18 protein-coding genes are annotated in these 19,373 nt (G+C 63.1%); 4 read left to right on the forward strand and 14 right to left on the reverse strand.

Annotated features, from left to right (window positions below):
* Positions 1 to 31: 31 nt before the first annotated feature.
* The 7 genes from AMA01_RS07780 to AMA01_RS07810 form a co-directional block, all read right to left on the reverse strand.
* Positions 32 to 631 carry a phosphatase PAP2 family protein gene (locus AMA01_RS07780; protein WP_067849704.1) on the reverse strand — a complete coding sequence of 200 codons (600 nt, stop codon included), beginning with the start codon at positions 629 to 631 and terminating at the stop codon, positions 32 to 34.
* A complete protein-coding gene (locus AMA01_RS07785; protein WP_231862875.1) occupies positions 616 to 1,548 on the reverse strand; it encodes a phospholipase D-like domain-containing protein in 933 nt (310 codons plus the stop codon). Before AMA01_RS07785 ends, AMA01_RS07780 begins: the two co-directional genes overlap by 16 nt.
* Before the next feature lie 287 nt (positions 1,549 to 1,835).
* On the reverse strand, positions 1,836 to 4,955 hold the full coding sequence (locus AMA01_RS07790) for a DNA polymerase III subunit alpha (protein ID WP_067849709.1): 3,120 nt from the start codon (positions 4,953 to 4,955) through the stop codon (positions 1,836 to 1,838).
* Positions 4,956 to 4,967: 12 nt separating this feature from the next.
* Positions 4,968 to 5,210: a DUF6504 family protein gene (locus tag AMA01_RS07795; protein WP_067849710.1), complete on the reverse strand. Its 243-nt coding sequence runs from the start codon at positions 5,208 to 5,210 to the stop codon at positions 4,968 to 4,970.
* A complete protein-coding gene (locus AMA01_RS07800) occupies positions 5,207 to 6,415 on the reverse strand; it encodes a DNA repair nucleotidyltransferase (RefSeq protein ID WP_067849712.1) in 1,209 nt (402 codons plus the stop codon). Before AMA01_RS07800 ends, AMA01_RS07795 begins: the two co-directional genes overlap by 4 nt.
* Before the next feature lie 101 nt (positions 6,416 to 6,516).
* Positions 6,517 to 7,176 (reverse strand): hypothetical protein, encoded by a 660-nt coding sequence (locus tag AMA01_RS07805; RefSeq protein ID WP_067849714.1) that lies wholly within the window; start codon positions 7,174 to 7,176, stop codon positions 6,517 to 6,519.
* Positions 7,173 to 10,022, reverse strand: coding sequence for a DEAD/DEAH box helicase (locus tag AMA01_RS07810; RefSeq protein ID WP_067849717.1), 2,850 nt, complete (start codon positions 10,020 to 10,022; stop codon positions 7,173 to 7,175). Before AMA01_RS07810 ends, AMA01_RS07805 begins: the two co-directional genes overlap by 4 nt.
* A 144-nt stretch (positions 10,023 to 10,166) precedes the next feature.
* Between AMA01_RS07810 and AMA01_RS07815 the strand changes: the two genes are divergently transcribed.
* The 3 genes from AMA01_RS07815 to AMA01_RS07825 are packed head-to-tail and all read left to right on the forward strand — an operon-like array spanning position 10,167 to position 11,290.
* Positions 10,167 to 10,502 (forward strand): YtrH family sporulation protein, encoded by a 336-nt coding sequence (locus tag AMA01_RS07815; protein ID WP_067849719.1) that lies wholly within the window; start codon positions 10,167 to 10,169, stop codon positions 10,500 to 10,502.
* Positions 10,499 to 10,960: a hypothetical protein gene (locus tag AMA01_RS07820; protein ID WP_067849721.1), complete on the forward strand. Its 462-nt coding sequence runs from the start codon at positions 10,499 to 10,501 to the stop codon at positions 10,958 to 10,960. The genes AMA01_RS07815 and AMA01_RS07820 overlap by 4 nt, the downstream gene beginning before the upstream one ends.
* A 15-nt stretch (positions 10,961 to 10,975) precedes the next feature.
* Positions 10,976 to 11,290 carry a DUF1811 family protein gene (locus tag AMA01_RS07825; protein WP_067849723.1) on the forward strand — a complete coding sequence of 105 codons (315 nt, stop codon included), beginning with the start codon at positions 10,976 to 10,978 and terminating at the stop codon, positions 11,288 to 11,290.
* Positions 11,291 to 11,315: 25 nt separating this feature from the next.
* Here AMA01_RS07825 and AMA01_RS07830 read toward each other — a convergent pair whose 3' ends face one another.
* From AMA01_RS07830 to AMA01_RS07860, 7 genes are all read right to left on the reverse strand, one after another.
* Positions 11,316 to 12,413 carry a M24 family metallopeptidase gene (locus AMA01_RS07830; RefSeq protein WP_067849725.1) on the reverse strand — a complete coding sequence of 366 codons (1,098 nt, stop codon included), beginning with the start codon at positions 12,411 to 12,413 and terminating at the stop codon, positions 11,316 to 11,318.
* Between the two features lie 108 nt (positions 12,414 to 12,521).
* On the reverse strand, positions 12,522 to 14,111 hold the full coding sequence (locus AMA01_RS07835; protein ID WP_067849727.1) for an APC family permease: 1,590 nt from the start codon (positions 14,109 to 14,111) through the stop codon (positions 12,522 to 12,524).
* 454 nt (positions 14,112 to 14,565) lie between these two features.
* A complete protein-coding gene (locus AMA01_RS07840) occupies positions 14,566 to 14,790 on the reverse strand; it encodes a hypothetical protein (RefSeq protein ID WP_067849729.1) in 225 nt (74 codons plus the stop codon).
* Positions 14,787 to 15,761, reverse strand: a complete 975-nt coding sequence (locus tag AMA01_RS07845) for a 4-hydroxy-3-methylbut-2-enyl diphosphate reductase (protein ID WP_067849731.1) — start codon at positions 15,759 to 15,761, stop codon at positions 14,787 to 14,789. Before AMA01_RS07845 ends, AMA01_RS07840 begins: the two co-directional genes overlap by 4 nt.
* 63 nt (positions 15,762 to 15,824) lie before the next feature.
* Positions 15,825 to 17,330 (reverse strand): nicotinate phosphoribosyltransferase, encoded by a 1,506-nt coding sequence (locus AMA01_RS07850; protein WP_067849732.1) that lies wholly within the window; start codon positions 17,328 to 17,330, stop codon positions 15,825 to 15,827.
* A 35-nt stretch (positions 17,331 to 17,365) separates the two neighbouring features.
* The gene (locus tag AMA01_RS07855; protein ID WP_067849733.1) at positions 17,366 to 18,241 is read right to left on the reverse strand and encodes an inositol monophosphatase family protein; all 876 of its coding nucleotides are present in this window, start codon (positions 18,239 to 18,241) and stop codon (positions 17,366 to 17,368) included.
* A gap of 16 nt (positions 18,242 to 18,257) precedes the next feature.
* Positions 18,258 to 18,845: a YqkE family protein gene (locus AMA01_RS07860; protein ID WP_230087785.1), complete on the reverse strand. Its 588-nt coding sequence runs from the start codon at positions 18,843 to 18,845 to the stop codon at positions 18,258 to 18,260.
* Between the two features lie 240 nt (positions 18,846 to 19,085).
* Here AMA01_RS07860 and AMA01_RS07865 point away from each other — a divergent pair, with 240 nt between their 5' ends.
* Positions 19,086 to 19,367 (forward strand): hypothetical protein, encoded by a 282-nt coding sequence (locus AMA01_RS07865; protein ID WP_067849737.1) that lies wholly within the window; start codon positions 19,086 to 19,088, stop codon positions 19,365 to 19,367.
* Positions 19,368 to 19,373: the final 6 nt, after the last annotated feature.

Genomic DNA, 19,373 nt, shown 5'->3' on the forward strand with positions numbered 1-19,373 from the left:
TTAGTGTGCGCGAGGAAAGGGATTTGATTCCTCATCGTCCATCCGAATTCGCTCCCATCAGCGCCCTCTCCAGCGGCAAGCCGCCCGCCCATTGAAGTGTGGAACACGCGTATCCGACCACCGCGCCGCTCGCCGCGCCGGCGATCACGTCGCTCGGATAGTGGAGCCCACAGTAGATGCGCGCGAGCGCCAACCAGATGGCGAGGGCCAGCATCACGTAGGCGACCGCGCCGAGATGCCAGCCTCCCAAGGCCAGTGCGAAGCCACCAGCCGCGTGGTTGCTGGGGAACGATTCGCCCGGCTCGTGGGCAACGAGCGTTTGAATGGGTTCCACCTCAAAGGGGCGAGGCCGCCGAGCCGCGCGACTGATGGGTTCGTGTGCGACGCGGACGATCACGGCCGCAGCCACGCTGGCGGCCGCCGCCCAAACAGATGACGCGGAGCGCGCTTGCCCGAGCCAGCCCGAAGCGGCGATGGCGATGAGCGCCAGCATCACGAAGGGCGTGTAGAGCGCACTTGCCATCATTGCCGCGTCGAACGCGGGCGAACGCCCCCAGAGCCGTTCACACCAGCGGAGGACGCGCCAGTCGGCGCGTTCGATGAGCGACCAGATCTTCAGGACTCGTCCCATGATGCCACCTTTTCGCGAATGGGGTAAGAACTCCCGCGCGCCATCTGACGGTGCAGATCCGACTCGAAGGCCTCGGCAAACGCCGGGACGCGTATGAGTTCCACATCCGCCTCGTGATTGTACGTGAACGCCTGATGCGTGAAATTGGCACTCCCGATGATGAAGAAAGCGCCGTGATCGACGTCCAGGATTTTGGCGTGCAGCAACTCGTCCCCGTAGGGACGGTAATATCGTATCAAAGCGCCCGCTTGGCGCAACGACTCCACGGCGGCGCGATTGCGAGACTGGGACGGATCCACGAGGATGTTCACCGACACGCCCCGCGCGACGGCCCAGCGCAGGGCGTTCACGACGTCTTCGTCCGTCAGATTGAAGGCCTCCATGTCGATCTCGCGCCGCGCGCCTCGAATCGCGCGGAGAACACACGGACCGATATCGCGGTCCGAGATGAGCGGAGATCGATCTTCCGGCGCTTCGGCGGTCTCTCCGTGGGCCCGCGCCGCGTCCCACAAGAACATTGGGAGAAAGATGTCGGCGCGTCCGGGCAAATCCACCGACGCATCGTGATTGGCCCAACTGTCGGCGCCGAAATTCATCCCGCCGATGAGGACATCGCCGTCCGCGATGATCATCTTGACGTGATCGATCCCCTGCTTGATGCGGATGGGCGCGACGTCGATGCCGGCCCTCGCGAGCGTGGGCAGCGCGACGGCCATCGAGTGCTTCTCGGTGGCATCGAGCACCACGCGAACCTCGACGCCGCGGCGTCTGGCTGCGATCAGGGCATGCAGCAGATCCGGATCCGAACACTCGTAGATGTCCACGTAGAGCCGATGGCGGCTTGCGCGAATCATGGCGAGCGCCTGCTTTTTGATATCACCGCTCCAGAGAAATGCCCGCCCGTCTGAGAGCTTCACGGGGGCCGGCGTTTTCTCTCCCTGCTCGGCTGGTAGGGGCCACAGCCCGCATCCTGTGAGAAGAGCGGAGAGCAAGGAGGTGAACACGAGTGCGCGCCACCGGCGAAAGGGCAGGCGCAGGCATCGGCGGATGGTGGAATGTTCAAAAAAGCGGGGGCGTGTGTGCAAGAGGTTCACCTCGCGTCTCGGAATTCACGGTTCTTCCATTCGGCACGCGCCCACCGCTTCCTGTTTTCAATGGTATGAGTTTCAATATCGTAAACCAAATGGACGGCTCCAAGCGACTTTCAGCCGGATGCGAGCGTCCAGATGTGCTCGACGCGGATTTGCGCCTTGAGCCCTCCACGCCGCTCGATGAGGCCCGACAGGCCAATCAATCTCCCGAATGGCGTGAACAAGACGGCCCCTTCGCGGCGGTACACGGTCTCAAACATCACGGCATCCGCGAGCCCCGTCTCGTCCTCCAAGGTGAAGAAGACGACCGTTTTTCCGCTTTTCGTCGGGGGGCGGTGCGGCCGGATCGAAAGCCCAGCCACCGTGACCTTCGCACCCTCCGGCTTCTCGCCCGCCTCCGCCAACGTACAATACCCCTCGTCTCGCAATGCCTCCCGATACAGCGACAGCCAATGCCCGCTCACGCCGACGCCCAGCACCGAATACTCGTCGGCAATGCGCTCGGCCAAGCTCATGGGCGGCATGCTTTGTGAGAGGCGAGCCGCGCCCTCCGCTTGACCTGGCGCGGCGATGGTGTCGAAAAGCGCCAGATCTCGCTCCTTGCGAAGCGCGAGCCACCTTGGAAGCTGCCAAAGAAGTTCTCGGCGATCCCGGGTTTCGACGCGATCGAACGCGCCCGCGCGGATCAGGCGCTCGACGTGAAGGGCATCCGCTTGGGGCAGGCGCATCACCGCGTCGGCAAGGCTTCGAAAGGGGCCGGATGCCTGCCGCTCTTCGACGAGTGCGCGCGCCACGGACTCCGAGAATGAACGGATGAGCCGAAATCCGAGGCGTATGGCGTCCGGTTCGGGAACGCCCGCGTCCCAGTCGCTCTCCTGGATGTCGACAGGCAGAATTCGAACGCCGCGCCTTCGAGCTTCCGCGCAGATCACGTGCGCCGGATAATACCCCATGGGCAATTGATTCAACACCGCCGCGAAGAAACTCGCCGGATGATGTTCGATGAGATAGGCCGTCTTGTAGGCCGTGGTGGCAAATGCCGCCGCGTGCGCTTCGCAAAATCCGTAACTCGCGTAGCCGCGGATGTAGGAAAAGAGAGTCTTCGCGGTCTCCAGCGGCACACCCTGGCGCACGGCCTTCTGGACAAATCGCTCGCCGATTTGCTCCATTTCGGCGCGGTTGCGCGCATGGCTCATCACGCGGCGGAGTTCGTCCGCCTCGCCCGGCGTAAATCCTGCGATGGCGGTGGCAATCTCAATGACCTGCTCCTGGAACAGCACCACGCCGTAGGTCTTGCCGAGAATGGGTTCAAGTTTCGGATGAAGATAACTCACAGGCTCCAGTCCGCGCCGGCGAGCCAGGAACGGATCGACCATGTTGCCCTGGATGGGACCCGGGCGAATGAGCGCAACGCTCGCCACCAGGTCCTCCAGGGACTCCGCGCCAAGCCGAACCTGCAGCGCCCGCTGCGCGGGGCTCTCCAACTGAAAGACGCCGATGGTGTCCCCGCGGCGAATGGAGGCAAACGTGGCCTCATCGTCCATCGGGATGCGATCATAGTCGACCGCGCGCGCCGTGCCGAGGCGGAGTGCCCCTTCCACGGCCGCCATGGTTCGGAGGGACAAGAGGTCGAGCTTCACAAGGCCCACGTCTTCCAGGAGCCGTTTGTCGTACGGCGTGATGAGCCACCCCGAGGCCGATGGCTGCAGGCTGGTGACTTTCATCAGCGGCTCCCCGCTGATGACAATGCCGCCGGTATGCGTCCCGAAGTGGCGAGGGAATCCCGCAATCTGGCGCGAGATGGCCAACATCCATTGAAATGCGCGCCGATAAGGCTGAAAATCTCGCAACTCAGGCACCCGTTCCAGCGCCTCTTCGATTTCATCGGCGTGCGTGGACCACGGGATCCGCTTGGCCAACGTATCCAGGAGCTCTTCGGGGATCCCGAACACGCGCCCCACCTCGCGCACGGCAGATCTCGCCCGAAATGTCTGATACGTCGCTACGCGAGCCACCCGGTCGCGCCCGTAGCGCCGGTACACGTAGTCGATGACTTCGTCCCTGCGATCACTCGCAAAGTCGATGTCGATGTCCGGCCGCTCCGCTCGCTCGCGCGAGAGAAATCGCTCAAAGAGCAGATTTCGGTTCAGCGCGTCCACGTCCGTCAGATAGAGGCAGTACGCGACCACGGAGTCGGCCGCAGAGCCGCGGCCCGCGCAGCGGATGCCGCGAGATCTCGCATATCGGACGATGTCCCATACGACGAGGAAGTAATCGGCATAGCCGAGATCGCGAATGATGGCGAGCTCGTGTTCCAGACGCATTTGAAGTTCGGGACTCACTTTTCCGTATCGCTCCCGCGCCCCTTGCCACACGAGTTGGTCAAGAAGTTCCACCCCACCTCGGCCCGACGCATCTCGGTATTCGGGAAACAGAGGCCCTTCCGCGGGAAACACCGGGGAGCACCGCTCGGCGATCTCGACCGTCCTCGCCATGGCTCGCGGATCTTGCGCGAACCTGCGCCTTGCTTCGGCCTCATCATGCAAATATCCCAGGCGGTTAAACGGGCGCTCGGGATGGGGCGTCTGCAAATGGCACCCCACCCGAATGCAGGTGAGCACATCGTGCACCGCGACTTCCTCCGGGCTGGCGGCGCGAACATCGGTCGCCGCGACGTCGGGCACGCCCGTCGCCTCGGCGAGTTGGAGTAAATCCCGCATGCGCCGCGCGCAGCCCGGGAGTCCGTCTGCCGTCCACTCGAGATAAAACCGGTCCCCGAACACATCCCGATATCGCTCCACGAACCTCCGGGCATCCCCGTACGCGCGCCGCGCCAAAGCTCGCTGGACAAATCCGCGCAGTCCGCCCGACAGGACGAGAAGCCCTTCGCTCCGCTCAAACAGATCCGCTTCCCGCAGCCTGGGATCCGCGCGATCCCGAGCCTCCACGTGCATGCGCGTGAGAAGCTCGCATAGATGGCGAAACCCCTTCGCATGTTCCGCCAGGACCACAAGCTGCGATCCGTCCTCCATCGTCAGCTCCGCGCCCGCGATGGGCTTCACGCCGTACGCGGCGGCCAACCGATGAAACTCGGGCTGCCCCGCGATGGTATTTCGATCCGTCAAGGCCAGCGCGGGCATGCCCTGCGCGGCCGCCTGCGCGACCAGCGCCTCGATGCTGGAAGCCCCGTCGAGAAACGAATAGGGAGAATGACAGTGCAGATGGACAAACATCGCACGCCCTCCTCAATCCCAAACGCGATACACGCGCCAGACCCCATCCTCGCATTCCAAATCCATGCACGCGCCGACATCCGTCCACACGCGCACCATCCGCCGATCCCGCCCGGCTTTCCACCAGTCGCCCATCTCCCACCATTCATCGAGAACCCATAGAACCTGGTGTCTCTGGCCTTCGTATATGAACGAGCGCGGGAGATCCGCCTCCCATTGCAGCACGGCCAAGGGCCTGCGCACCAAGCGGCTCAACGCGCCATCTCGGCGAGAACCAGCGCCAGGCGTCGTTCGCGAAAATCCGCCGCCATGCCCCGCTGCAACTTCGGCCACCTCGCCATCCACGCATCCCACGCGTTCAACCGCTCGAGCCGGTTCGCCGAATCCCGCGCCTCGAGGGCGTCGAGCGCCTTCCCTTGCGCCAACAGACCCATCTGCACCGGGCGAAGCTCCGCCACCTCGGTCGCGCATAATTCGACGCCCCAAATCCGCCGCGCCCGATGGATCTCTTCCGGCCACGCCATCTGGGCCCATAAGGCGTCCGGCTGAGGAGAGGGCTTCGCAATCCGCTTTTCCCATCGAATCTCGCGCGCGTCGGTCCACAAAGCGATGGACAGGGTTTGAACGGCCAGCCCCAATCGCACGAGGCGGCTACAAAGGCTTTCCATACATAGGCGAACTTGCATCTTCGCCTGTTCGAGCGGCACGCCTTCCGCGTCTCCGCGCCACGAGGCGCTCCACGCCTCAGGCGGGCGATCCTGCCGAAGCCCTCTGTTCTCCGTACCCTTCATCTGCCAGATCCGCGCCTGCTCTCCAAAGCGGGCATACAACATGTCCTCCGGGATCTCCGCCAGATCTTTCAGTCGGAAGACGCCCAGGGAGAGAAGCTCGGCCTTGGCATCGTCGGGAATCCACCACGACGCCGCGATGGGCGCGCGCATCCAGACGGCTTCATCCTCCCTGCTCAGCAGATCCGGCGCCACCACCAGCGGCTCGGTCCCCAGTTTTCGGTACAGCGCCCCCGGCACCCGCTCCTGTCGGCTCCACGCGAGGAGCATACGAGCCTGCCACGGCGTCTTGGCCAGCGCGAGCACCACCCGCTGTTCCTCCGTCAATCCCAGACGGATGTCGCGCGCCATCTGCCGCAGTTCCGCGAGAGGGACGCGCGGTCCGGAGAGCTCGATCCAAAACCGCCGCTCATCCGGGTGCGTTTCGACCCACGGCGTGTGCGACCACAGCACTTGGCGCAAATGCCTCCAGGGTGTCGATTCGCCTGCAGCCGACTCCACGCGACAGCCCGGGACGAGCGCCAGAGCTTCCCGTACCGGCATTCCCAGCCGCACCCCTGCCCGCGCAGCGGTGCGAGAGGCATCGATGATCCTGCCATCTTCTTCGACCAAAAACGGACCTTGGCCCTCGCCCAGCAGCCCTTCGCATTCGCCGTACAGACTGTACCGCATCCGACTCACCACCGAACAAATGTTCTACACCTTCATTATACCCTCGCGCACACAAAAAGCAAACATATGTTCGCATCTTTGACCAAAAGAAAAGATCCGCCTCACGGGCGAATCTCAGGCCTCACGATGGGCCGCATCCTCCCCAACGGCCGAACCGGCGCATCTTTGCGCCACTCTTCGAGACTCCAATCCCCAGGCACATCGGTGCGCCCTGACGCCCCCGCGGCACTCGCGAGCGCGGCCGTCTCCTCCTGGACGAGATCGAGCAACTGGTCCACTTCGATCCCGACCAGCCGAAACGCCGCAAGCGGGTTTGTGTCCGCTTCCCAGATGAACGCGAGGAGCACCGCCACGACGTGCGGACAAAGTGGATCCATCTCCTCGCAGGTGCAGGTGGACAGCGCGCGCAGCCGAGCCGCCGTCTCGCCCGTCGGCACCACCTCCACCTGATGCGCGGACAGAAAATCCAGGAACGACTCGTCCCACTCCCCTGCGTAATGCGCCGCGAGCCAATCGGGGCGCATCGCGAGCCAGCGCGCCACGTCTCGCGCGTGCCCCGCGTAATCCGCGAGCTTGGGCAGCCACACGTCGAAGGCGCGGCGCGTGCCGCTCCGCTCCACCACCGCCCGCCAGCCAGCGCCGTCCCACGCTCTCGAGCGCACCGCTCCCGACATCGCCAGGCGCGTGGCGGCGCGAAGGTGAGACGGATCCACCTCGGCCAGCACGGGCTCCCAGCGCGACGCGTACGGACCGCGCTTCACGGCTCATCCTCCTCCATCACGCCGACCGGGTTCAACGCAAACAACTGATACAGCGCCTCGTCGTCGAGTTCCGTCACCCAGTCCTCCGACACGCGGCTCACCACGTCGGACAGCGCCCGCTTCGCCCGCAGCATCTCGTCAATTCGCTCCTCCAGCGTGCCGGCGCAGATCATCTTGTGCACCTCCACGCCCCGCGACTGGCCGATCCGATACGCGCGGTCCGTCGCCTGATCTTCCACCGCCGGATTCCACCATCGATCGTAGTGAAACACGTGATTCGCCCGCGTCAGATTCAGCCCCACGCCACCCGCTCGCAGCGACAGGACGAGCACGGGCGACGCTACTCGCTTGGCCTGATACCGCTCGACGATCTCGCCCCGAGCCTTGGCGGACATGCCGCCGTGCAGGAAAGGCGGCCGAAATCCGAGCTCACCCTCCACCGCTGCGCACAACATCTCGCCCATCTCTCGAAACTGCGTGAAGATAAGCGCGGCCTCCCCGCCGTCCACGACCACGCGCAGGAGATCCAACAGGCTCCGCAGTTTCCCACTCCGCTTGGCAGATGGCCGCCCGCCCGAGATGAGCGCCGGGTGATCGCACACCTGCTTGAGCCGGAGCAACGTGGTCAGAATCGCGCCTCTTCGCGCGATGCCGCTCGGACCGCACGCGATCTGCGCGAACATCTGATCCACCAATGCCTGATACATCGCGGCCTGCTCGGCCGTCAGGAGCGCGCGTTCCTCCACTTCCCACTTCTCCGGGAGCTCCGGCGCAATCGCCGGATCGCTCTTTCGGCGGCGCAGAAGCACCGGACGAAGCAGCAGCTGCAACTGGCGCATGCGCACGCCGCTCAAATCCCGCCCTTCTGCGATGGAACCGAATGTCGTCCGAAACCAGCGCAGCGATCCGAGGTAGCCAGGGTTCAAAAAATCCATGAGCGACCACAGCTCATCGAGCCGATTTTCCACAGGCGTGCCCGTGAGCGCGACGCGGTGACGGCTCGTCAACGCCCGAAGCGCTCGCGCTTGCTGCGTCGAGGCATTTTTCACCACCTGCGCCTCGTCGATGGCGACGCAGTCGAACGCCCGCTGGCGGAACGCCTCGCCGTCTCGAAGCAGCGTCCCGTACGTGGTGATGACGAGATCGACAGGGGGCGCGAAGGCCCTGTCGAGATTGCGGGCGGACCCATGATGCACGTACACCGAAAGATCGGGGGCAAACCGCTCGATCTCGGCCTTCCAATTCGCGACCAGCGAAGTCGGACAGACGAGGAGATGGGGTCCCGACGCCTCGCCCCGCTCTTTGACCCGAAGCCAGTACGCGATCATCTGCACCGTCTTGCCGAGCCCCATGTCGTCCGCCAGGCAACCGCCGATTCCAAGCTTTCTCAACTGGATGAGCCACGCGTACCCTCGCTCCTGGTAGTGCCGCAGGGTGCCTCGAAACGAAGCTGGCGGCGGCTCCGGCTCCGCGTCTCGGCCGAGCGCCCACACGTCCACCCAGTTCGCGGCGCGTGGCGCCTCTGCGTCCACCTCCATCTTCCCCGGCCCGTCGTGCGCAGCGAGGGCATGCGCGCGCATCCACTCGAGGGGACTGACCTCCTGGCCGCGCTCAGGCAGCGCCTCGACCTGGCGCAGCAGATCGGCCAGCGGCACGAGGCGCCAGACGCCGTCCACCTGCACGAGTGGCGTTTGCCGTTCCACCATCCTTCGAAACTCCTCGGGCGTGAGCGTGTGATCGTCGATCACGACGGACCAATCAAACCGCGCGACCGCATCCGCGGAAAACCTCGGCATCCCCGCCGCTCTTCGTCCGCCTCCGCGGCGGAAAGCGCCGCCGTCCATACGCTCCAGTCGAACGCGAATCCGAATGTCCCGCGCCTCCTCGAGCGCCGTCGTCTCCACGACGAACGATGCGCGGCGAAGTTCGGGAAGTTCGTGGTACAAAAACCGAACCATCTCATCCGGATGGAGGACGGCCCGTGCGGGTGCAGGGGCGCGCAGAGCGCTCGCAATGGCGGGACACAGCCGCGCCGCCTCACGCAGTTTCGGCAGAAACCAGCGCTCCGGCGCCACCAGCACATCCCCGTTGGCGGCCATTTCCCGGGAAGGGGACTGCCAGTACGCCGAAAGCGGAATTCGCTCGCCAGTCCACCGGTGGCGAAGTTCAAAGCGGAGTGCCCACTCCCCACCGAGATTCTCACCCGGCGGCTCGAGCGAAAAGGCGAGATCGTACGCGATCCGCCCGCTGTCGTCGTCGAAATCCGGGCGGCTCCAACCGGACCCCTCGAGGGACCGCGCGCACTCTCTGCTGACGATCCAGCCATCCGCCAGAAAACGCGGCGACCCCACGAGCGCCCGCGCCCAAGCGGCGAGCGCTTCCTTCTCCCCGCGGTACATCACGCTGTATCCGTTCCCGGACGGCGTGCGCAGTTCCACGTCCACAACGCGCCGCCTCAGCTCGCGGTCCACGAGTTGGATCAACAGTGCGTCCACGGCTGCCGCGGACGAATAGACCTTGGCCAGGGCGCCGCGCGTGGCACAGGAGACGAGGCGATAGCGGAACGCCAAGAGCGCATCCGATGTCCACGCGGGAGCCCAGCGCGCCAGAAAGCTGGCTTCGCCTGAGGGGAAGCCCTGTGCCCTTCCCTGCGCCATCTGGCGAAGCCACAGCGCGACCTCCCGCTGCTCCATCCGCTCCCCATGCGCCACGGCCACCACGTCGCCATGGTCCACAATTTTTTGGGCGAGATCGAGCGCCAGCGCCTGCCAGGTACGCAGGGCGTCCGCCAGGCCAAGTTCTTCCACCACGCTCCGACCAATCCGCTCCGGCGCAGTCCGGTCCATCCACGCGCCCCCGTTCCTGAAATGTCCTGTCTCTCGATCATAACACCTCGCACCACGCGCTGAAACCCGTGACCCTCGCACATGAGGGGCGCGGACGCGGCGTAAGATGAAGCAAAGCCTCGTCCTTTCGGGAGGCGGTTGGACTTGTGGAACAGTATCGCTGAAAACTGCGTGCTCGACTTTCTCGTCTCCATGGGCCTCGTGATCGGCGGATCGTTGTTTGGCGGACTCGCGGCGCTTCTCACGCATCACGATCCACAGGCGGCCATGAACGCACTCGCCTCCGACCTCAAGGTTTGGGCCATCGTCGCCGCGCTCGGAGGATCCATGGATGTCCTCCGCGTGATCGATCGCGGCGTGTTCGGCCTCCACGTCGGCCCCATGGTCCGCCAACTCATCTACCTGTTCGCAGCCTTTCTCGGCTGCCACGTCGGGTATGTCTTAATTCAATGGCTCACGGCAGGTCGTTCCTCCTCATGAGCCGCTTGCGATCCACCGCCGCGATCACCGCACTCTCGTTTCTCGCGGGCCTCCTCGCCGCCACCGTGTACAGCGCGCGCGACCTGCACCGGATGCACATGGAGGTGGCCAGCCTGCGCCAGGCGATCGACCAATTGGAGACCGAGAACCAGTTTCTGATCGCAGAACAGTCGGAGCCTGGCAAACGCTCGTTGCGGCGAATCGTGGTCGAATGCCCGCCGAACACGCCGCCAGAAGTCCAGACGGCCATCCGAAGGCAAGTTCTCGCGAGCCTCTCGTTCCTCTTGGGAAAGCCGATGCAGCTCCTGTACGACAACCCGTACATGCCGTCGGCCGTGCTCAACGTCCAAACCATCCCGGTCGCAAAGCGGCGCTACCGGCTTCACGTCACAGCGGCTATAATGACGGGGGACACGCTGCACCTGTTCGTTCGGGGAGATGTGCAAGCAGAGTCGTGAAAGAGTGATGACGGGATGTTGTACAGCGAGATGTCGAAGGAAGAACTGCAGCGAGAGATGACGGAACTGCAGCGGAAGGGCCGCGACGCTTATGAACGCGAGAACTGGAGCGAATATGAGATTTACATGACCCGCTGGTACCTCGCAAAGAGTTACGAGATCAAGGACGAGGTAAACATCGAAATTGGGCGCACGTACCGCATCGCCGAGGAATACGACCGTCTCACCGTGACCGCCCTCGAAGGCATTATGGCGTGGGGTATCCGCCAAATGACAGGCGAAACCGCGGCCGTGCCCATCGCGCAACTCGAGCAGGAGGACGAGGCGTGAGAAAGCTCACGCCTCCTTCACATCTTCACACTCCTGGCAAGATCACTTCCTCCAGCCTCTTCGGCGCCTGATTGAGCACCAGGGCGCCGTCCTGCGTCGCAATCACCAAATCCTCAATACGAACGCCAAACTTCCCTGGCAGGTAGATACCCGGTTCGATGCTGAAAGCCATCCCCTGCTCGACCACGCTTTCGTTCGCCGCATCCACGTACGGAGGCTCGTGAATATCGAGGCCGACGCCGTGCCCCGTGCGATGTGTGAAATACGGGCCAAATCCCGCCTCTTCAATCACGCGGCGCGCCGCAGCATCGATCTCACAGAACTTCACACCAGGCTTCACAGACGCGATGGCTGCGAGATTGGCGCGAAGCACCGCGTTGTACACGGCAGCGAGTTCGGCCGATGGTTCCCCCACGACAAACGTGCGCGTGATGTCACTCACATAGCCGTCACAGAAACCGCCCGTGTCGACAATGACGGCGTCTCCAGGCGAGATGACCCGATCGCCGGGCTCGTGATGCGGCTCGGCGCCTCCCGCGCCGAACGCCACAATGGGCGGAAACGACATGCCGGGGCTGCCCACCTCGCGCCAGATGCGGGCGATCTCGTCTGCAAGTTCAAGCTCTGAGACACCTGGACGAATGTGACCCCGGACGAGATCGACCACTCGGTCCGCACGCCGCGAAGCCTCTAACAGAAGCTCGATTTCGCGCTCATCCTTTCGAATTCTCAGGCTCGCGACGGCGTGATCGGCCAGCTCAAACGAGCATTTGCGAGCTTCCCTCATGAGAGGCAGCAAATGGTATGCAGGCAGACCGCCGTCGACGCCCACCTTCGCGCCCTCGGCCAGCCGGTCCGCAAGGAGCGCGTGCGCGTTTTCTCCGTCGCGCCACAGCTCGAACGGGACACCCATCCGCTCAACCCAAGCCGCGAACATCTCATGCGCGATGGCGAACGCAAAGCCCTGGTCCGAGACGACGAGACACGCGAGTCGTTCTCCTGCCTCCAATCGGACGCCGGTGAAATAATGCCAATTGGCGGGGTGCGTGAGGAGGACGTACCGCCACCCGTGCGCTGCGCATGCGGACGCAAGCTTGGCCCTCCGATGCTCAAAACGTGCCATATGAACCCTCCTACCTAATGCACTCCTTTCATTGTACCTCGCCCATCCTCGTCTCCAACCCAAAAAAGCTCGACCGATGCGAAGATCGGCCGAGCCTGGAAAGCCACCTCAAAGCACAGCGGCGTTGACCTCCTCGTCTGCGACTTGGTCATCGTCAAACACCGGCTTCGGCAGCGCCGAATTCACGCCCCAGTAGTAGAGCGCCAGGGAGACCACCACGACGATGATCTGATCCCAAGGAGATGGAATCGCTTTGATTCCCCCGAACGTCCCGAGATAGGAGAGGACGATCATGATGATGAAGTACGCCACGAGCCACCAGCTGGCGCGCAGCTGATCGCCAAAGCTTACGACATCTTTTGGGACGAAGCGTTGGAAGATGACGTACAGGATAAACATCACCAGCATACAACCGAGAAGCCACGAATCCGTGCTCCAGCCGGTCCAGTACACGATGAGCGAAGCGACGATGAACGACAAGGGGCTGATGATGGACATGCCCTTCAGCTTGAATGGGCGGTCCAGATCGGGCGCCGTCCTGCGGAACGCGTGCGCGGACACCGGGCCGACGACGTACGTCACGACCGTCGCAGCCGAGACGACGTTGACCATCGCGCCCCAGGACGGGAACGGCAGCGTCCAGAAGATGGCCATGACGAATGCCAGCCACAGCGCAGCGTGTGGGACGCCTGTCTTCTCGTCGACGTTGCCGAACACACGGAAGAACGTGCGGTTGCGCGCCCAACCAAAGATGACGCGCGTGGTCGCGGACAGGTAAATGTTTGCCGTGCCCGACGGAGAAATGAACGCGTCAAACAGAATGAGCCACGCGAGCCAGGTGAAACCAAGCACCACCGCGATGTCGTGGAACGGCAGCTTGAACACGTTGTCGACATTCGCCCAGCCCTGACCGATCTTATCCGCAGGCACAGCGCCGAGGAACGCGATCTGCAAGAGTTCGTAGAGGGCGGCCGACAACACCACCGCCAGGATGATGGCCATCGGCACATCGCGCTGCGGGCGGCGCGCCTCAGACGCAAAGCCAACGGACTGCTGGAATCCGAGATACGCAAAGATGATACCGGACGTGGAGACCGCGGCTTCGATGCCAGAGAAGCCAAACGGCGCAAAACCGTGCGAATGGAAGTTCACGCCCTTGAACTGCGTGAGAAGCGTGATGACCGTGATGATCGGCACAATGAACTTGAACGCCGTGATGATGGTGTTGGTCTTCCCAAACAGCTTGACGCCGAAGTAGTTAATTCCAAAGAAGATGGCGAGAAGAGCCAACTGCACAAACCAGCCGAGCACTGTCGGATTGCTGCTTTGCGGCTGTGTGAGCTGAGGCCACCAGGCCGTGGCGTACTGGCGAGCCGCCTCGACCTCGATGCCCGCCACACTGGAAAACGCGACGAGCGACGCAAACCCAAGCAAGTAACCGATGAGCGGCCCGTGGGAATACAGCGGATACCGCACGGAACCGCCCGCGCGCGGAATGGATCCCCCCAACTCCGCGTACACCAGGCCCAGCAGGATGACTGCAACAGCGCCAATTAACCAGCTGAGCGTTCCACCAGGCCCGGCCGTGGAAGCGACGCGCGCGGACGCGAACAGCCACCCGGACCCGATAATGGATCCCAGTCCGACGAACGTGAGATCCGTCAGCGAGAGTTGTTTTCGAAGTTTGCCTTGCTGCAAAAAGCATCCCCCTAACGTCGTAATATCTGCCGATATCTCTGCGGCGCGCCTCTGCTCATCCTCCGCTCTTGTTACAGGCAGGGCGAAGTTTGTTGATCAAATATGAAAATTCCATGCAAGAGTCCTGCGTAAAACGGCCTTCGTTCAGCACTCGCCCTGCGTGGCGCGCGTCTCCCACGCCGTCGCGCGCCCCTCCTAATTCACCTCCCATTTCAAATATGTAAAGTTTTCTTTCAATTCTGCGCCGCCTCGGGGCTATTATATCACCCTGTGTCCGTTTGTCGAACCTCGAATTCATCAACGAGCAAAAATTTTTTCGATTCTTGTCGAAATGAAAGCGCTATCCTCAAATTGCAAGAGGCGAATGATTTCCCAGCTTCCATCACGGCGAAGGAAACTGTACATCGCATGGTACGTTTTCCGACACGGCGATCCCGTCGGCGCTCGCCAGCACCTAGCGAGAGATATGCAGGACGTGGAGCAGGTTCACGCCGCGATCGCCCGCCTCAAATCCCACGCCGTACCCGGCGATCGACAAGAAACCCAACCAGCAGAGCCATGTGAAGAACGTGAGAAATCCACGGCCGCGCGAACCCTTCGGCACGCGCAGCCGCCACGCCCAGAGACCTATGGAGACGACCAGACTTGCCCCTGCCACTGCCCACAGCGCTGTTCTCATGTCGCCTCGCGCTCCACGCCCTGGCGAACGCGCTCGTTTCGCAACACGGGCAGAATGCGATTCGGGTCCAGCGTGCGCTTCGGCTGGTGTGTTGAGGGATCCGCCGGATCGAAGTGTTCGAGGTAGTCCACGACTTCTTTGGTCACCGCGGTCGGCGTGCTCGCGCCGGAGGTGACCGCCACGCGTTTGGCGTTCAACAGCCACTCGGGATGGATCTCCGTCACGTCCGCCACGCGGTACGCCTTTACCCCGGCAATCTCCTCCGCGACCTGGGCCAGGCGGTTGGAATTGTTGCTCCGCGGATCGCCGACCACAATGCACAGGTCGGCCTGCCCTGCCTGTTCGGCAACCGCCTGTTGGCGCAACTGTGTCGCGAGGCAGATCTCGTTGTGCACTTCTGCCGTGGGATATTTACGGCATACCAGCTCGGTCAGCTCGCGGGTGTCCCATTGGCTCATGGTGGTCTGATTGGTCACCACAATCCGATCCGTCTGCAGCGAAAGCGCTTCAATGTCTTCCTTCTTTTCCACGAGGTGCACGTGCCCCGGCGCGACGCCCATCGCTCCTTCCGGCTCAGGATGGCCCCGTCGCCCGATGTAGACAATCTCGTAACCTTGCGCGACCTTTTCCCGGATCAACTCGTGGGTGCGATTGACGTCTGGGCACGTCGCATCAAGCACGGTGAGGCCCCGCTCGCGCGCTCTCCGCTTCACTTCCGGAGAAACGCCGTGCGCGGTGAAGATGACCGTCCCATGATCAATCTTCTCGAGCAGCGACAGGCGATCCGCGCCGTCCAGGGTGATCACGCCTTCCCTCGCAAACGCGTCCACCACGTGCTGGTTGTGCACAATCATACCCAGGATGTAGATGGGCCGCGGCAGGCGCTTGTCTTCCGCCGCCCGCTTGGCGATCACCATCGCGTCCACCACGCCGTAACAGTAGCCGCGCGGCGTAATTTTGACGACCTCCATACGCTCGCCCCCTCGTCTCCATCATACCCGAACGCCGGGCGCAGGGCACGCTTGGCGAGTTTCCTACCGCCGCCACTCGTGCAACAGCCGCTGCTTCAAATCCCAGAGCGGTTTGGACAGATCCACGTGGTACTCATGCGGATTCAAGTGTCGGCGAACTTCCGACGAGAATGCGGACAACTGCGTTTCCACGCGCGCCTGGATCTCCTGCACCGTCGGCAACTCGTAGACCAGTTCACCGCCGACAAAGACTGGCTGCAGCAACTCCTCCACCTCGTAGTTCTGCACCACTTTGCGCTTGTACGTATGGATTGGATGGAACAGTTCGAGCGGCTCGGACGGATCGTACATCTCCTCGTCGAGCGCGATGAGGTCCGCAGTGGCCGATCCGTTCACGTACAGGCGCAGGACCTTCTTCTTGCCTGGGTTCGTGATCTTGTTGGGATTTTCGGAGATCTTGATCCTCGGCTCCATTTGGTCGCCAAACTGCTGCGCGACGAGCTTGTACACGCAGCCAAGCGAAGGACAGTCTTCGCTCGTGATGAGCCGCGTGCCCACGCCCCAGGCGTCGATCTCGGCGCCCTGCGTCAGCAGGTCGCGAATGGTGTACTCGTCGAGATCGCTCGACGCGATGATCTGCACCTCGGCAAGCCCCGCGTCGTTCAACATTTGACGGGCTCGCTTGGACAAATAGGCGAGATCGCCGCTGTCGATTCGAATTGCCCGGAGAGACTGACCCGCCGCCTTCATCTCAAGGCCGACGCAGATGGCGTTTGGCACGCCGCTCCTCAATACGTCGTACGTGTCGACGAGCAGGACCGTGTTGTCCGGAAACGCGGCCCGATATGCCTGGAATGCCTCATACTCGCTGGGGAAGCTCTGAATCCAACTGTGCGCCTGCGTGCCCGCAGCCGGAATGTTGTAGGCCTGCGCCGCCAACACGTTGCTCGTCGCCACGCATCCCCCGATGAACGCTGCGCGCGCGCCGAAGATGGCCGCGTCGGCATTTTGGGAGCGCCTGAGGCCCATTTCAATCACGGTGCTCCCGGGATGCCTGACGTTGGTCCGCGCCGCCTCCACGATCCGCCGCGCCTTCGTCGCGATGAGGCTCTGATGGTTGATGAACGCGAGCACCGCCGACTCAATCAGCTGAACCTCCGCGATGGGCCCTTCCACGCGCAGGAGCGGCTCGTTGGGAAACACCACCGTGCCCTCCGGCACCGCGTACACGTCGCCCCGGAACCTGAAGTGGCGCAGATAGGAAAGAAAGTCGTCGGAGAACATGCCGAGCGACTGCAGGTAGGCGAGATCATCCTCTGAAAAGCGGAGATTGTGGAGGTACCACGCCACCTGTTCGAGTCCCGCCGCGATGACGTAACCATTCCCGCAGGGATTCTTCCGGTAGAACAGGTCAAACACCACGCGGGTCTCGTGGCGACCGGCCCGGAAATGGCCGTACATCATCGTCAGTTGATACAAATCCGTGAGCAACGTCAGATGGCGATCACGATACACCGGCAACGCTCCTATCTCGTCGACGCGCGCCCTCGCGCGCTCTTTGATATCCATCCCCTCATCCCCACCTTGGCTCGACTGAGCTTACTTCACTCGACGGCAAGACGCGCCCCAAGCGCCCGGAGCATCTCGCCATCCGATCCGGCACACACGTCCCGAACGCGGAGCGAATAAGGCTCACCTTCCATCGACTGGATGACACCGCCCGCTTCCTGGACCAACAGCGCCCCTGCCGCGATGTCCCAGGCGTTGAGATCAAACTCCCAGAACACGTCGATGCGCCCCGCGGCCACATAAGCCAGATGCAGCGCGGCAGCGCCCAGCGTTCGCAGGCTCTTCACCTGGGCGATCACGTCCGCGGCTCTTTGCATCACGCGCGCTCGATCGCGGTGCCGGACGGGGAGGCCCGTCGCCATGACCGCGCGCCGCAATTCGCACACGCCGGACACGCGCATGCGCTTGCCCGGCCAATCCTCGGACGGCGCGGCGAGCCACGCCTCCACATCGTGATGACCCGCAGCATACGCGCCCTGCCCGCGCAGCGCGTAAAACCACTCGCCTCGATACGGATCTAGCACGACGCCCATGCGCACCTCGCGGTCGCGCGCGTAAGCGATGGAAACCACGCTCAGCGGCAGCTGATGGACGAAGTTCGTGGTGCCGTCCAGCGGATCAACAATCCACAGGTCCGCACAGTCGAGGCAATTCGTCAGCGCCTCGACCGCCGCTTCCCGGCCCGGCCGCACGCCCTCCTCACCCAGAACGCGATGATCCGGGAACGCATCGGCGAGCGTGCGGCGGATAGCCTCTTCACAGGCGCGATCGACGTCGGTCACCACGTCCGCCAATGAAGATTTGGTCTCCACCACCAACTCTGTCCGATAACGCCCGATCATCTGAGCGCCCGCAGCACGGGCTGCGCGAAACGCGGCCGCAGCGAGCGAAACGTAAGACGGCTCCATCATGCGTCACAATCCCTTCTCAGTCGTCGCCCTTGAAATAGCGCCAATCGAGCTTCGACTGCTCCAGCAGCGCCTCAAAGGACTCACTGTCGTCCCGCGGATTGAGGAGTTCCTCGAATGACAACTCCTCGTCCGCTTCAAGCTGTCTTTTGTCGCGGATTTTTGCCGAATGCCGCTGGGTCTTCTGAGGCGCGCGCTCACTCGGTTCGGCCGGTTCGAGCGATGCTTTCAGCGCGAGAAGCTTTTCAGCCATTTCACCTTTCAGCGCGTCCTCCAGCTGGACCGTCGTCCTTGTGGGCTTATCCTCTTGCGCTTCTTTGGGCTGCTCCGACTCGCCACGCGCATAGGCGGGCTTGTCGAGTCCGTCTTCATCCCGTCGTTTCAAGGGTCTCCGTTTGGCCATCGCACATGCCCCCCATCCCCGGTTTCGCCATGCATGGCCCGGGTGCCGAGCGATCTGCCCACGCGCCAACAGGCGCGAGATGAACTTAGCTATCCGATTTGCTACAATACCCGTAGTTTGGTCCGATGACAAGCAGAGGAGGCGCATTCCATTGCGGACTTTTTTCTGGGTGCTGTTTTGGGTGGCCGTCGTGGTCGTCGGCATTGAGACCTTCATTCCCCGGAGCATCTGAACACACACAAGGCGGCGCGGCGCCCACTCCTCTCGTGCCGCGCGTCTTGCTCGCTCATCCCGAAGCCGTGCAACAGAGCTACGGCGCATGGACCTGCTGCCGTTGCCCCTCCGCACGCCATGCCAAAACTGGCGCATCCCCATTTCGCGCATTATACTGGTAGTAAGATGGCCTTTTCACACGGAAAGACGGCATGAAGGGGGGCTGCGGAAATGGAGGTCTACCGCTCAGACGCTTGGTCGAACGCCCACTTCCGGGTGAAAGACACGCTGGCGGCGTTGCTCAACGAAATGCGCGACTGCGGGTACAATCCCAGCCATCACATTTCGTATGACGCAGGCGAACACCACTTGCTGGTCGATCCTGTCATCCTCCACAAACACCCGTCCATCAAAGAGATGTACCTCCAATACCTGGACGCGTGCCACGAGCGAGACAAGGCCGTCGAACATATCCAGCAGTTGCCCAAACTCGATCTTGGGTTTACCAATTAAACACAC

Source organism: Alicyclobacillus mali NBRC 102425 (assembly GCF_001570745.1).
Classification (GTDB): domain Bacteria; phylum Bacillota; class Bacilli; order Alicyclobacillales; family Alicyclobacillaceae; genus Alicyclobacillus; species Alicyclobacillus mali.